Origin of the sequence: Amycolatopsis thailandensis, assembly GCF_002234405.1 — a bacterium.
GTDB classification, from domain to species: Bacteria; Actinomycetota; Actinomycetes; order Mycobacteriales; family Pseudonocardiaceae; genus Amycolatopsis; species Amycolatopsis thailandensis.
In genome coordinates this window covers 169,562-182,685 of the sequence record NZ_NMQT01000073.1, presented here as the reverse complement: position 1 = coordinate 182,685, position 13,124 = coordinate 169,562, and the positions used below count along the sequence as shown (strand labels likewise).

Sequence of the window (13,124 nt, the reverse complement as noted above, 5' to 3'; positions counted from 1 at the left end):
GGCTACGCCTCCGGTTCCGGCTCGGGCTGCGGCGGCGGATCTTCCGGCCAGGTGGTCAGGATCGGCCGCAGGCCCGACGCGCGAAGTACCTCGTCGGTGATCGCGGTGTTGCCCTTGTACAGCCAATCACCGAGCCGCAGCCAGTAGTACCCGAACCACCGGATCGTGGTGCCGTCGTCGGCCATCCGCACGTTGGTGCTCGACTGCCCGCCGAACGCGTAATTGATCCTGTCCTGGAACCACTTCGCCTGGCTCACGTCGGTGTACCGCACGCAGTCGGTTGCCTCGACCGCCTGGTAGTAGACCGGCGGATCAGGCTCGTCGCTGTACACACCCATGAGTGATCCCCTTTCGTGGGATGGGAATGGAGGTCAGAACCACGCGGAGCGGAAGACCGCGGTGACGTACCCGGCGTCCGTCGCCGCGCCGCTGTGCGTGAGGCCGACCGACAGCACGCCGGGACCGCCGGTTCGGCTGGCCGGCGGGATCGCGAAGCCGTTGAACTGCGCGGGGTTGAGTAACTGGCGGCGCACCGCCGTGCCGCCGAGCAGCACGCTGGGGGCGTTGGGATCGATCACGACGAATTCCCCGGCCCCGAGCGTGCCGTTGTAGCGCATCGTCGCGGTCTCAGCGGTGAGGATCGGGTTCGTCAGCGGACCGTAGAGGGTGTAGACCGGTGTCGTCGGCGCGGACCCGCGATTGGTCAGCCGCATGAAGCCCGAGGCGTTCGACGTGCCGAAGCTCAGCCCGTCGTCGTCGGCACCGATCCCGAAGTAGAGCCCTTGGTTGGCGTCGGGCTGCACCACCTGACTGAAATCCAGGCCGTCGCCCGAATCGCGCGGCAGGCTCGCGGTCATCGTCTGCCGTTCGACCGAGTACTTCGCCGGGTCCGGCGCGACGACCTGGAGGCTGAACTCGAAGCCGGGCTCGCTGACGACTTTCAGTGGCGTGCACAGGATCTCGTCGTCCAGGAACACGTCACAGGTGAGCGCGCCCAGCTCCGAGAAGCAGGTCAGGGCGGCTGGTGCACGTGGGTCCGACAGCAGGCCGAGGACGTTCGCCTCGGCCTGCCGCAGGACGGCGTAGTCGTCCGCGTACGCCCGGCCAGTCAAGCTGATCGTGCGCTGCTTCTTCCAGCCGGGCGAGCGGTACGCGCCGTGGCGTGCGAGGCGGGAGGAGAACTCCGCGTTCGTCCCCGGTGTTCCCCAGAACCCCTTCTCCTGCGTGAGAATCCACTGCACGCCCGCTGAGTCGCGCACGTCGCCGTCCGGGTGCATCGTGAGCCAGTCGAGTGTCCAGACGTGGGCACCTTGAGGCATCGCCACCTCCTACAGCCGGGCTCCGAGGGCGAGGTGGCGGTCCACCGAGTGCGCGATGTGCTCCGGGTCGGCGTCGGTGCGGGCGTACACCGTGATGTGAGGCTGGTCCGGCCGGTCCACAGCGCGGCTGATGGCGTCGAACTGCTCGGCCGTGAACACGGCCTCCGGCTTCCCGGTGCCGTTGTACACAGTGGACATTCCCGGCGGGAGCCAGCCGCCCTCGTCGTACCAGCCGTGCTGCTGCCAGAACCGCTGTGCTCCGACGGGGTCGACGTACCGCGAGCGGATGTAGTTCAAGCCCCACTCCGCCTGCCCGGCCGGAGTCGCTTCCAACGGACCGTGTACCGAGGTCATCTTCTGGAACAGGCCGCGCGCGCTGCTGCGCGGGTTGGCCGCTGCCGGGTTCCAGCCGGACTCCCGACCGATGATCCAGTTCAGCGCGTCCCACTGCGGGCCGGTGCCCCAGCCGAAGCGGGCGGCGACCGCGCGGACCGCCGCGACGACTTCTGGGGACCCGGCCGACGCCGAGGTGGTGGCGTAGAGGGCCGCGATCTTGTCCACCGCGAACTGCTTCACCCGGTCTGCGGCCTGCGTGGCAATGCCCGACCCCTGCGCGCCCATGAGGTTGCCGGGGAAAGTCCGGCCGATGTCGCCGATGAGCCGGTAGGTGTTCGCGAACGTGTCGTTCACGAGCTGGCCGACGTCGACGCCGCCGCCTCCTCCGGGAACGAACCGCCCGCCGACAACCGGCAGGGAGAACTGCGCCGTGAACTGCGGGCTGTCGGCTCCGGCAGCCGGCGGACCGTAGCTGGTCTGGTTCTTCGGTCCACCGGACTCGACGTTGACCCCACCGAGGGTGCCCGCCATGTGCCCCGGGTTGCCCTGCTTGACGCCGATGGCGAACGCCGAGGACAGTCCGCGCACGAATCCGTCGACCGGTCCAGCGGCGAAGGATGCCGTCGTGAACCGGCGCTTGTGCGGGGACTCGCCGCGCAGCACGTTGGTGATGGCGCTCATGAAGCCCGAGCAGTCGAACCCGTCGGGGCCGATCCCGGCCCACTTGTACGTGCGGCCGTGGAACTGGCGGGCGAACTGCTGCGCTCGGAGCACGGCGGCGTTGACCTGCGACCCCGTGTCGGCGACCAGGCCGCCGTCGGCGTAGCCGCGGACTCGCTGCGCCAACCGGAGATCCGGTCCGAACATGCCCTCAAGGCCGGGGAAGTCATCGCGCAGGGCGGCCAGGTGAGCGGACCGGATGTTGTCGAGGCCCCAGCGGTCCACGACGTCGACCGGTAGGACGTACTCCCCGGGCGTGAGCATCGCGGGCACGGTGTCGCCGGTTCCCGCGCCGGGAACTGAGCCGCCGAGCGCGAACGCCAGGGGCACTGGCCCGATCGCCTTATTCAGCGCGAAATCCGCGTTCAGCCGGTTCCAGGCTGCCACGAGCCCGGCGTTGAAGGGCCACTGCAAGATCCAGCGCACAGGGTTGGCGGCGTGGCCCTGCATCTCCAGGAAACGATCGTGCACCCACCCGGCGGTGAGCGAGACCGCTCCGCGCACCGAGGTAAGTCCACTTTGGAGAGACCCGAACGCGCTGCCCTGATTGTTGACCGAAGCCCACACGGACGCCGCGATGGCCGCCCAGGAAGCGTTGAGCTGACCGTGCAGCGTGTTGTTCCGGGCAGCAATCGCGTTACCGGCCGTGGCGACCGTGGCCGCGACAGCCGTCCAGGCCGCCGCCTGGTCGTCGCGCAGCTTGTTCGTGCTGACGGTGAGCCCGGCGTTCGCCTGCACCAGCAGAGTCCCGATGTGCAGCTCGACGGCGGCGAGCGCCGGAGCGAGGACGGTGTCCAGCGTGGCCGCGAGCGCTGCGGCTGCGGCGTCGGTGGCTTCCATCGCCGCCTGGTCGGCGGTCAACGACGTCGCCGACGGTGTGATGGTCGCGCTCGGGTCGGGTGCCGCGCCGACGATCCCGCCGTCGGCGAAGCGCGCGACGATGCCACCTCGGGCGAACGCCCGGCCCTGCATGGCCTTCGCGTTGGCCGCGAGGATGTTTCTAGCACCGATCGCGCGCACCAGCTCGGGGACGAGAACGGCTTCGCCGGGCGAGAGCACGGCAGGCACGACGTCGCGCCCGGGTGCGTAACCGGGGACCACGCCCCCGCCGGCCAACCGCAGCTCCGGCAGCGGCTCGACTCCGGGCAGCAGGTCGGCCGCCGTGTTGTAGACCTGGCGGAGGCCGTTGTTCCACACCACGTCGATGACGACCTGGATGGGCTTCTTCACGAACTCCACGACGGAGTCGAAGACGCCCTTGACGATGTCCTTCATGGACTTGAAGGCGTCGCCGATCTTGTCGACCGCGCCCTTGAAGAAGTCGAACACCGGGCGGATCACGTTGTCCCAGGCCCATTGCAGCGCTCCGGTCAGCGCGTTCCACGCAGGCTTCACCGCGGAATTCCAGAGCCAGCCGAAGAAGTCGCCGACCGCTCGAACGGCGATGCCGAGGCCGTCGAGGGCAGGCCGGAGCACGTTCGCCCACGCCCACGAGACACCAGCGACCAGGCCGTCCCAGGCCGGGCGGACGGCGACGTTCCACAGCCACACGAAGAAGTCGCCGATCTGGCCGATGACCCAGACGAAGCCGTCGAAGGTCGGCTTGAGCAGGTTGGTCCAGGCCCACGAGATCCCGGCGACCAGGCCGTCCCAGGCGGGCTTGATCGCGTTGTTCCACAGCCAGACAAAGCCGTTTCCGACCTGGGTCAGCACCCAGACCCAGGCGTCGAGGTAGGGCTTGATGATCGTGTTCCAGGCCCAGGCGATGATCTGGCCGATGAAGGTGAAGACCGGCTGCACGGCGTTGGTCCACAGCCACATCACGGCTGCCGCGAGCGCGCGGAACAGGAGGATCGCCGGTCCGATGAGGACGGTGAAGAGGATCGCGGCGACGTGCTGGACCACGACGCTGATGAAATTGAAGACCGGCGAGAAGACGTTCTGCCACAACCAGTTCGCGGCGGCACCGACCGCCTGCACGGCCGAGACGATCGCGTTGAAGGCAGGGACGATCGCGTTCTGCCAGAGCCACACGGCCGCCGAGCCGACCGCCTGCGCGGCCGTGACGATCCCGTCGAACGCGGGCTTGAGCGCGTTGTTCCAAGCCCACAGCGCGGCGGTCTGGATCGCCTCCCAGACCGTCAGCACGACGTTGCGGAAGCCCTCGAAGTTGTTCCAGGCGTAGATGATCCCGGCGACCAGGCCCGCGACCAGGGCGATGATCAAGCCGATCGGCGAGGCGGTGAAGGCGAGGCTCAGCAACGTCCAGGCGATCCGGACGGCGAGGATGGCCCCGCGCACCAGCTCGACGGCCTTGGTCACCGCACTGACCGCGGCGGCCACGGCGTACCAGGCGAGGAAGGCCGCTGCGATGCCGACGATGACCGGCATCAGCGGACGCAGCCAACCGCTGACCACGACGAGCGCCGGGCCGACGACCTCCCGCAGCAGCTGTCCGGTGGCGCGGAGCGCAGCCAGCAGGGCTCCGCCGACGATGACCGCGACCGGCTGGACCGCTGTCCACAGGTTGCGCAGCGCCGGGACGACAGAGCCGGTGATGAACGCGCCGAGGTCGCGGAAGGCCGCTCCGGCGACCGCTCCCACGGGGCGGGCCGCTTCCTGGAACCGCGCGATGAGCGCGGGCAGCGCGCCCAGGCCGTCGGACAGGACGGCGAGGCCGCTCTTGATCGCGGGCAGCGCTGGCGTGACGAGCTGGCCGAGCGCCTTGTTGAGGTTGTCGGTGAAGTTCGACCAGATGCCGTTGAGGGTCGTGGCCTGGTTGGCCATCATCCCGGCGAACGCCTGAGTCTCCCCGGCCGCGCCGCGCGTGCCCTGCTCGATGCCGGACATCAGCTTCGGGATCGCGTCGGCGCTGCTGACGAGCCCCTTGGAGATCATGTCCTGCATCGCGGCCGTCGTGACCCCGAACTGGTTGGCCAGGATGCGCAGGGCAGGGATACCGGCCTCGGTGAGCTGCAAGATCTCGTCGCCCTGGACCTTGCCCTTGGCCGACATCTGGCCGACGGCGAGCACGACTTGGTTGATCTGCTCGGCAGAACCGCCCATCCCCGCTACGGCGTCGCCGATCGCGGTCAGGGTCGGCAGCACGTCCTTGGCCGCGAACCCGAAGGCCATCAGCCGCTGCGCTCCGGTCGTGACGCTCGGCAGGTCGAACGGCGTCTTCGCCGCGAAGTCCTGGAGCTGCGCGACGAATGCCTGCGCCTTCTGCGCGCTGCCGAGCATGGTCGTGAACGCCATCTCGGCCTGCTCCTGGCTGGCCGCGAACTTCACGCCCATCGCCACCGCGGCGACGCCAGCTCCGGTGAACACGGTCCCGGCCGTGAGGCCGTAGCCCGCGAGGATCGTGCTCGCGCCCCGGACGGGTGCGAGCAGGCCGCGGTTGATCGCTGAGCCGGTCCGGCTCAGCGCGGACTCGCTGAGCGTGGCCATCGAGCCGAAGCCCGCACCCACGCGTCCGGTCGCGTCCGTGATCGTCCGGAGATGTCCGCCGACAGTGCCCGCCGCGCCGGAGAACGCCGACGCGGCGACCTGCCCGGACTGGAAGCCGTCCCGCACGCGGCCGAGGACGGGGCTCACCTTGGCGAGCTGGTCGAGCACGGGAGCGGTGCCGCGCGCCAGCCGGGACATGGAGTCCGAGCCGGAGCGGCTCACCTCCTCGAACCTCCCGCGCAGGCGGGTCAGGGTGGCGGAAAGCCCGGTGTCTGCTCCCTCGCCGAGGTCCCGGCCGACACGTTGACCGGCCGGGCCGCCGACGTTGGCGAGCTGGGAGTTGATCTGCGACGCAGCCGAGCTGCCGAACCCGCGCAGCGTCGGCAGCAGCTGGACATAGGCGGCACCGGCCGAGTACGCCAAGCAGGGTCACCCCCTGCCGAGCATCAGACGAACGCGGTCACGGTGGCGCTGGTGGCTGTCGGCGATCTCCAGGCGATCCCGGGCCAGACGGGGCCGAGGCATCGGCGTGGCCTTCTGGCTCTTGCCCGTGCGCTGCGCCTCCAGCGATGACCGGATGGTCAGCAGGATGTCGGCGACATCGGTCAGCGCGGCACGCTCGGGGGTCCAGGAGTGCGCGTCCACCGTGCGCGGCCGGGCCGGTCGTTTCTTCCCGTCGGCCAGCTCGGCGTCGCGCTGGCGGCGGGCCAGCTCGTCGTCGTCGTGGATCGCGACCTTGTAGTGGCTGTGGTCGGGCAGTCGCTCGACGAGCCGGAGGAGCTGCGTCCAGGGCCGCTCGGCGCGGAAGAACGCCAGCAGGTCGAGTCCGAGTTCGTGTTGAAGGTCGTACTCGATCGCCTCGCCGTACTCCTCGATCAGCGCGACGAGGCGCGTGTACCCCCCGGCGGTGCCGCCGACAGGCCGAAGTGGTCGACCATGTCGCCGACCAGTCCGTTGAGCACGCTGGCGGGCTGGTGCCGCACGAGGTCGAAGACCTGATCGAAGTAGTCGCCGGTCAGCAGTTCCAGCGTGCGGCGGGAGCTGCGCGACTCTTCGATCTCCAGCACGGTGTCCCCGTCGGGTGCCGGGATGCTGAGTTCCTGGTCGTCGTCGAGTTCCAGGACGAAGGGGTCGGCCTTCGCCTCGCGGACGTAGCGGTTGAACTTGTACTTCTTGCTCAGGGGGTGGTCTCTCCTACAACGGTCAGGCGTCGGTGGTGTCGGCGTGCTCGGGGGTGGCCGGCTGCGGTGTGCGCCGGGCGCGCGGAGTGGCGGGCTTGGGCTGTTCGGTCTCGTCGCGGACGACGGCATAGCCGTGGCCGAGCGTCAGGTTCTTCACCTCGTGCTCGTTCTCCGTGCGGTACTCGCGGCCGTCGGGCGCGCGCAGGGTCGTCATCGTGGATCTCCTGTCGGGAATCGGCCGGGGCGGTCGGATTCGGGGTGCGAAGGGGGGTGGCGCGACGCCACGGCCACCCCAACCGTGAGCGCCGCGCCACGTTTGTGCGCTCAGCCGCCCGCCGGAGGAGTCGTGGCGAAGCCCATCTCCTCCAGAAGCGCCTTCCAGCCAGGGCCGCCGAAGAAGAAGCGCATCGCGGTGCCCGCCTCTTCGTCGTACTTGGCGGTGAGCGTGACTTCGTAGCCCACGGGGTCGTCGCCGTCGGACCACTTCTGGTCGCCCGTGTCGGTGACGGACGCCTTCGGCGCGAGCTTGGCGACGTAGATCGTGTCCGGGCCGACGCCGTCGACGAACAGGCCGAAGGCGCGGAAGTAGCGCGTCGCCGGACGGGCGGGACGGTCGAAATGCACTTCGCCGCTCGTCGCGTCCGGGGTCACGCCCGCAAGGTTCACGCCCTCGTACAGCTCCAGCGTGCGGCGCTTGGTCTCCTGAGCCGTGAACTTGAGGCCGTCGGTCTGCGACGTGATGTCGGTGCGGGTCGGCTCGACCGCGCCCCAGGAGTTCACGTCGGAGGTGTCGACGGATCGGCTCCAGGTCGCGCCGTCGCCCTTGTCGACCCAGCCGATGTCGTCGTAGCCGGGCGGCAGCGCGAGCAGGTTGGCGGCGTCGCCGGACGTGAGCGCGGTGGGCAGGTCCGCGGTGTCGTCAGCGATGAAGATGCTGCCTTCGAGCGCCTTGCGGATCAGATCGCTCTGCTTCTTCTTCAAAGCCTCGTAGGTGGTCGTTGTCGGTGCGGTCAGCTTGTACTCAGCCTCCCTGTGCGGTCGAGCGGATAACATGCTCGTCGTCTTCGACGAGAGGGATTGACGTGAACGTGGCTTGGTGGGCGTTGGGAGTTTCGGCGCTGTCCCTTGCGGTATCCGCTGGTTCCCTACTCTGGAACGTCCACTCGTTCAGGCGAACCGGACCGCAGGTGAAGATCAGGATTTCCAGCGGCACCTTCGTTGCTCCGGTGGAGGAGTTGACCGGCGCGTTCCCCCCGATGTTCTCCAACGTCACGAACAGGATGTCCGAGGCCGATACCCGCACAACAAAGCGCATTCTGCTATTTGTCGAACTTCGGAACACTGGACGATCGCCGATCGAGGTCAACACAGCTTCAATCGAGGTAGGCCCGCAGGGTTCGTCAATACCTTTTCTCGATAAGGAGAACGCGTTTCCCTTGAAGCTGGAGCCTGCTTCGACTCGCCACTTCAAGATCACCGCCTTCGAGGCCCTGAACATTCTCACGCGCGGCAAGATTGACGGTGCTGGGTGGTTTACGGCCGTCGCGCACCTTGGCGACGGTTCAACAGTCCGCGCGGAAAAGCTATCGGTGCAGGCAACTCTCGACGCTGTGGCGTCTTTCGACGAAAAGCTCCGTAAGGATTCATGACCTGCCTCGACGCCAGGACAAGCGGTAATAGCCCAGGACGCGCCGGACGTCCTCGGTCGTCGCGTACGGCACCTGCGTGGGCGGGTTGTCCGTGCGCGCGGAGTCGATGAGCACGCCGGCCACCCGTGTCCGGATGCTGCCGAGGATCAGCTGTCGGCACTGCTCGGCGAGCTGCCAGGCGTCCGCGCGATCGCTGCCGTAGCAGGCGATCTCCATGCGCGGGTGGTCGGTGATCCGGTCGTCGGAGCCACCGACGCGTTGCACGCGGATCAGCGGCGGCGTGAGGTCGGCCGGGGTGGCGGTGACTGTCGGCGCGACCGGTTCGAGCAGGGCCAGGACCACCGTTTCCGCGTCGGGAAACGGCGGCAGGACCATGCCCACCTCAGCCCGCCTCCACGATGTCGAGCGTCCGGCCGAGCACGTGGTGAGGATGGGTCTGGTGGTCGTTGCCCCACTCCACGGCTGCCGAGTGCGGCGCGGTCGCCACGATCAGCCCGACCGGTCGATCGTGGCGGCGACCTCCGAGGCCGCCGTCTTCCGCGCGAATTCCGGCGGCGTACTCGCCGGTCTGACGCGGAGCGATCCGCTGCGCGAATTCGGCCCCGCCGCGCGCCCGGTCCATGATCAGGTCGTGTACCTCGGGGCCTCGCAGCAACGCGGCCAACCCCTTGTGGTCGGGCACGAACTCGACGTCGGCCATCAGCCAGTCACCCTTTCCAGGTTGATCACGCACACTCCGGAATCCGGGACGAATGGGCTCCGGTAGCGCTGCGGCGCACCAGCGACCTGCCACCGTGTGCCGTCGGGCAGCGTCACGCGGTCGACCGCTTCGAAGTCAGCGGTGAGTCCGGCGTAGACGGTCATCCGTGCGGTGACCTGGTCTGCCCGATCGGTGATCTCCGACGAGCCGCCCGGTGCCAGCACGCAGTCGTCCACGGTGTGCTCGGTCGCAGGCAGCGGGTCGCCGTAGCGGTTGGTGCCTGCGGGCCGGGACACCGACAACCGTTGGCCGAATAACCCTTCCGGTGTCACACGGAGTCCACAGTGGACGTAGCAGTGGTCTCGATGGTGAACGCCCTGTTGCGGCCGACCGCTCGGCGGAGCCTCATCCGGGCGTCCCGGCCGAGGGTGCCGCCGGGACCGCCGTTGGCGTAGGTGGCCGAGTACGGGCCGATGGTCGTCGACGCCGCTCCGCCGGGAGCGGGAACGGCGGCCTTGCCCAGCTCCAGCGCCACGGCCGCGACGCCCGGGGGCACCGGGTCCGGCAGTTCGCCGATCTCACCCGTGATCTCCGCCAGCACCCAGGTGTGGATGACGGCGGCGGTCTCGTCGGAGACCGGGCGGCCGGACAGCGCGGCGAGCGTCGCGGCCGTGAACAGCTCGACCACCGGCTACTCCGGCCGCGCCCGTCGGGGCTTTGCGCCGGTACCGGCGGCCGACTCGTCGGTGTCGGACTTGCCCGCCTCGCGGACGCCGAGTTCGGGCGGGAGCTTGCGCAGCTCGGCAGCGGTCTTACCGTCCACCTCGGCTTCGCCGTCGACGAACCGCACGCCGAGGTCGCGCACGACCAGCCCGGGGTTCTGCTCGCTGACGAACTTCACGACCCACCCCCTTTCTTGTTGTGGCTGCCCTTCTTCGGGCCGGGCTTCTGACCGCGCCCGGAGATCCGCTTGTCCTTCGGAGTGCCCTTGCTCGGCTGGCCTCCCATGCGGATCACGCCCCTTCCGAGGTGGTGGAGAGCCCGGTGATCTTGCCGTGGTTGCGTTCGTTGCCGTAGCGCAGGCCGACCTCGCCGTAGATCTGGTACTTGTCGCTGGAGCCGGTCTTCGCCAGCGGTTCCGTGAACAGGAAGCCGCGGCCGGGGATGCGCAGGAAGACCGGGGCCAGCTCGTCCAGGCTCGCGACCACCACCGTGTCGGTGGGCATGTACCGGTTCAACATGATGTTGAGCCGCCCGAAATCCGTCTCGATCGTCTGGAGCTGGACGCCGCCGACGTTGCGGGTCTGCTCGCGGTAGCCCTTGTCGGTGATGAACGCCTTGGTGAGCATGCGCTTCTGGTGCGCGCCGCAGACCAGCGTCGCCGTCTCCGAGACCGAGATGCCACCGTTCTCCCACGTCTCCTGGAGGAGATCGACCACGACGTCCTCGGTGAGGGCGGTCGGGGTGGCGTGGGTGATCACGTTGGTCTGGATCGCCTGGAGCAGGCCGCGCGTCTTGCGGGGCGCGGTGTTGTCCGTCGGCTGCGCGAACGTGCCGCTGATGAAGCTGACCTCGATGTCGCGGGCGATCTGCTCAAGGTGCCGCTGGGTCTGCCACGCCAGCTCGTCGCCGACGGGGTTGGTGCCGGTGACACCTGCCGACGTCGGCACGGCCGACCCGGTGCCCGCGAACTGTCCGTTCGCCGCTTCGCGGGTGTAGCTGATGGACAGGGCCTCCTGGTGGATCTCCACCACGTTGAAGGCGTTCTGCCGCTTGCGGGCCTCGGGTGCCGGAGCGTCAGCGCCTTCGAGGCGCTGCCGGTTGGCGTCCGGGTCCCGCAGGTCGTAGGACTGCCAGGTGAAGATCGTGCTGTCCGTCGACTGGCCGCCGGTCAGGCCGCCGATCGAGGACAGCAGTGGGGTGTCGGTCGGCGTGACGCCGAACAGTTCCCCGACGAAATTCGGGCTGTTGAACGTATCGAGCATTCCAGCGATACCGGGAATTCAGTGATCACTCCTGAGCGGTTTGCGACGCTCGGCACCGGCTCAGCACCTCATCGACCGCTCTTGCGGTCGAGCAACTGCTGGGTCTTCAACCGCAGCGCTTCCCGATGGTCGCCCTTGCCCTCGGCTTCGCGGATCTGGTCCGCGACCGAGACGCCGCCCCGGTGGCCTTGCCCTGGATCGGGGTTCGGTCCCCGACGGCCGCCTTCGGCCGCTGCGAGGTGCGGGCGTTCCTTGAGCACCGCGGCCACGTCCTCGGAGATCGCCTTGGTGTCGATCTCGCCGTCGTCGGTGACGTAACGGTCCTTCTCATCCAGGTAGCGCGGGGCGTCGGCGGGGGTGGCCCAGCCGTGGGCGGCGGCGCGGATCTCCGCGTTGATCGCGGCGGTGATCGCCGCCTTGGCGCGAGCTTCGGCCGCCTCGGCGCGTGCGGCGGACTTCTCGGCCTCGCTGCGGTTGGCTTCCTCGGCCTCGTCCCACTTCTTCGCCTTGTCGCGGTTCTCGCGAGCGCGGGACTCCCACTTGCGGGACTGGGTAACCGCCTGCTCGTAGAGCTTGCGGAAGTCCTTCTCCTCGTCCTGCTCGGGTTTCTGCCCGTGCGAGGAGGTGGCCGGCTGCTGCTCGGGCTCGGTCTGCTGCGTGCTGGTGTCGGTGTTCCCGCTTTCCGCGGGCGCGTCGGTGGTGTCGGACATGGCTGTGGTGTTCCTCCCGTGCGGGATCGCCGGGCGTCGGCGTGCGCCTGCCCGGTGTTGTGGGGTGGTGAGCGCCGTGCGGCGCGAGAGTCACAGCAGGTAGCCGTAGCGGCGGAGTGCTGCGGTCAGCTCCTCGCGGGTGCCTCCGGAGAAGTCGTTGATGACCTGTCCGGCGGTGGGGCGGGACGCCTGGGACATCCGGTAGCGGCGGCCGGGCTGCTTGCGCAGCTCGCCCACCCGCGTTCCGGCCAGGCCCCGGGAGCTGGTGCCCTGTGTGGTGGTCCAACGCCCGGCAACGGGCAGGGCACCGCGCCGGGCGTTGACGACCTGTGAGAGATCGGCACCGGCTCGGATCGCGGCAGCGTTGCCCGCGCCGAAGCGCACGTTCTGTTCGTGTTCGCTCATCGCGTCGAAGAGGGCACGGGGATGGTTGTCCATATTGGACTCCCGCCATTGCTGGCGGGTTACCGGCATCATCGTGCAATCGCATCGAGGGTGACGCCGGAAGCCTTGCGAGTAACGGTAGAGCCGACCGGCCAGGATGATGCAGCGGTCGCAGGCGGGCAGTTTCACGACGCGCTCATACCCGGCCGCGCGTGTGTCGGCGATGAGCCGGACGTGCGTCGCGGTGCGTCCGGCGTCGGTGATCTCCGTGGCCGTGTAGGTCAGGGCGCGGCGTAGTCCGGCGAGCATCGCGTCCGTGGTGGACATGCCCGCTCCGATCTCGGTCAGCAGCCGCACGATCAGGAGGTCTGCCAGGGACGAGAGCGGTAGCCCCGCCGAAGTGAATCCGGCGAAGGCGCTGGCCGAGATCGACGGCGGAACCGCGTCGGGTGGCTCGTCGGCCAGGACAGCGTTCACGTACGGCGTCGCCAACGCGGCGGCTTCGACCTGTCCTGCGGCGATCGCGGCGAGCATGACCGGCCCGACCAACGCGGTGAAGCTCGCGCGGAGACCGCCGGGGTCCAGGCCCCGCCAGGCCCGCTGGACCTGGTCGACCTGTCGACGGACGACGACCTGGGTGGCGTCGAGGTGTTCGAGCCCGGCCCGGGGCGCGAGCGCGACCGTCACCGG

General features: G+C 69.3%; 16 protein-coding genes. 2 read left to right on the top strand and 14 right to left on the bottom strand.

Features of this window, described 5'->3' with window-relative positions:
- Positions 1 to 2: 2 nt before the first annotated feature.
- From CFP71_RS21455 to CFP71_RS21440, 4 genes are read right to left on the bottom strand one after another with little or no spacing between them, the layout of a single operon-like run.
- On the bottom strand, positions 3 to 338 hold the full coding sequence (locus tag CFP71_RS21455; RefSeq protein ID WP_093935649.1) for a hypothetical protein: 336 nt from the start codon (positions 336 to 338) through the stop codon (positions 3 to 5).
- Between the two features lie 33 nt (positions 339 to 371).
- Positions 372 to 1,319 (bottom strand): phage tail family protein, encoded by a 948-nt coding sequence (locus CFP71_RS21450; RefSeq protein WP_093935648.1) that lies wholly within the window; start codon positions 1,317 to 1,319, stop codon positions 372 to 374.
- Positions 1,320 to 1,328: 9 nt separating this feature from the next.
- Complete coding sequence (locus CFP71_RS21445) at positions 1,329 to 6,248, bottom strand: aggregation-promoting factor C-terminal-like domain-containing protein (RefSeq protein ID WP_093935647.1); 4,920 nt, start codon at positions 6,246 to 6,248, stop codon at positions 1,329 to 1,331.
- Positions 6,249 to 6,254: 6 nt separating this feature from the next.
- On the bottom strand, positions 6,255 to 6,470 hold the full coding sequence (locus CFP71_RS21440) for a hypothetical protein (RefSeq protein WP_093935646.1): 216 nt from the start codon (positions 6,468 to 6,470) through the stop codon (positions 6,255 to 6,257).
- On the opposite strand from CFP71_RS21440, the gene CFP71_RS21435 reads away from it, so the two are divergent.
- Positions 6,459 to 6,824: a hypothetical protein gene (locus CFP71_RS21435; protein ID WP_093935645.1), complete on the top strand. Its 366-nt coding sequence runs from the start codon at positions 6,459 to 6,461 to the stop codon at positions 6,822 to 6,824. The genes CFP71_RS21440 and CFP71_RS21435 overlap by 12 nt on opposite strands.
- A gap of 204 nt (positions 6,825 to 7,028) precedes the next feature.
- On the opposite strand, the gene CFP71_RS21430 is transcribed toward CFP71_RS21435, so the two are convergent.
- Complete coding sequence (locus CFP71_RS21430; RefSeq protein WP_093935644.1) at positions 7,029 to 7,220, bottom strand: hypothetical protein; 192 nt, start codon at positions 7,218 to 7,220, stop codon at positions 7,029 to 7,031.
- Positions 7,221 to 7,330: 110 nt separating this feature from the next.
- Positions 7,331 to 7,987, bottom strand: coding sequence for a phage tail tube protein (locus CFP71_RS21425; protein ID WP_093935643.1), 657 nt, complete (start codon positions 7,985 to 7,987; stop codon positions 7,331 to 7,333).
- Positions 7,988 to 8,193: 206 nt separating this feature from the next.
- Here CFP71_RS21425 and CFP71_RS43680 point away from each other — a divergent pair, with 206 nt between their 5' ends.
- Complete coding sequence (locus tag CFP71_RS43680; RefSeq protein WP_113690574.1) at positions 8,194 to 8,655, top strand: hypothetical protein; 462 nt, start codon at positions 8,194 to 8,196, stop codon at positions 8,653 to 8,655.
- Here the strand turns inward: CFP71_RS43680 and CFP71_RS21410 are convergent.
- From CFP71_RS21410 to CFP71_RS21375, 8 genes are all read right to left on the bottom strand, one after another.
- Complete coding sequence (locus tag CFP71_RS21410) at positions 8,650 to 9,036, bottom strand: phage tail termination protein (RefSeq protein ID WP_093935640.1); 387 nt, start codon at positions 9,034 to 9,036, stop codon at positions 8,650 to 8,652. The two genes, CFP71_RS43680 and CFP71_RS21410, sit on opposite strands and share 6 nt — an antisense overlap.
- Before the next feature lies 1 nt (position 9,037).
- Entirely contained in the window at positions 9,038 to 9,355 is a 318-nt protein-coding gene (locus tag CFP71_RS21405; RefSeq protein ID WP_093935639.1) for a hypothetical protein, read from the bottom strand.
- The gene (locus CFP71_RS21400) at positions 9,355 to 9,651 is read right to left on the bottom strand and encodes a hypothetical protein (protein WP_143267145.1); all 297 of its coding nucleotides are present in this window, start codon (positions 9,649 to 9,651) and stop codon (positions 9,355 to 9,357) included. Before CFP71_RS21400 ends, CFP71_RS21405 begins: the two co-directional genes overlap by 1 nt.
- A 32-nt stretch (positions 9,652 to 9,683) precedes the next feature.
- Entirely contained in the window at positions 9,684 to 10,043 is a 360-nt protein-coding gene (locus tag CFP71_RS21395; protein ID WP_093935637.1) for a hypothetical protein, read from the bottom strand.
- A 3-nt stretch (positions 10,044 to 10,046) separates the two neighbouring features.
- Complete coding sequence (locus tag CFP71_RS21390) at positions 10,047 to 10,256, bottom strand: hypothetical protein (protein ID WP_093935636.1); 210 nt, start codon at positions 10,254 to 10,256, stop codon at positions 10,047 to 10,049.
- A 112-nt stretch (positions 10,257 to 10,368) separates the two neighbouring features.
- Positions 10,369 to 11,340: an SU10 major capsid protein gene (locus tag CFP71_RS21385; RefSeq protein ID WP_236808697.1), complete on the bottom strand. Its 972-nt coding sequence runs from the start codon at positions 11,338 to 11,340 to the stop codon at positions 10,369 to 10,371.
- A gap of 68 nt (positions 11,341 to 11,408) precedes the next feature.
- Positions 11,409 to 12,050: a hypothetical protein gene (locus tag CFP71_RS21380; RefSeq protein WP_093935634.1), complete on the bottom strand. Its 642-nt coding sequence runs from the start codon at positions 12,048 to 12,050 to the stop codon at positions 11,409 to 11,411.
- Between the two features lie 90 nt (positions 12,051 to 12,140).
- A complete protein-coding gene (locus CFP71_RS21375) occupies positions 12,141 to 13,121 on the bottom strand; it encodes a VG15 protein (protein WP_093935633.1) in 981 nt (326 codons plus the stop codon).
- Positions 13,122 to 13,124: the final 3 nt, after the last annotated feature.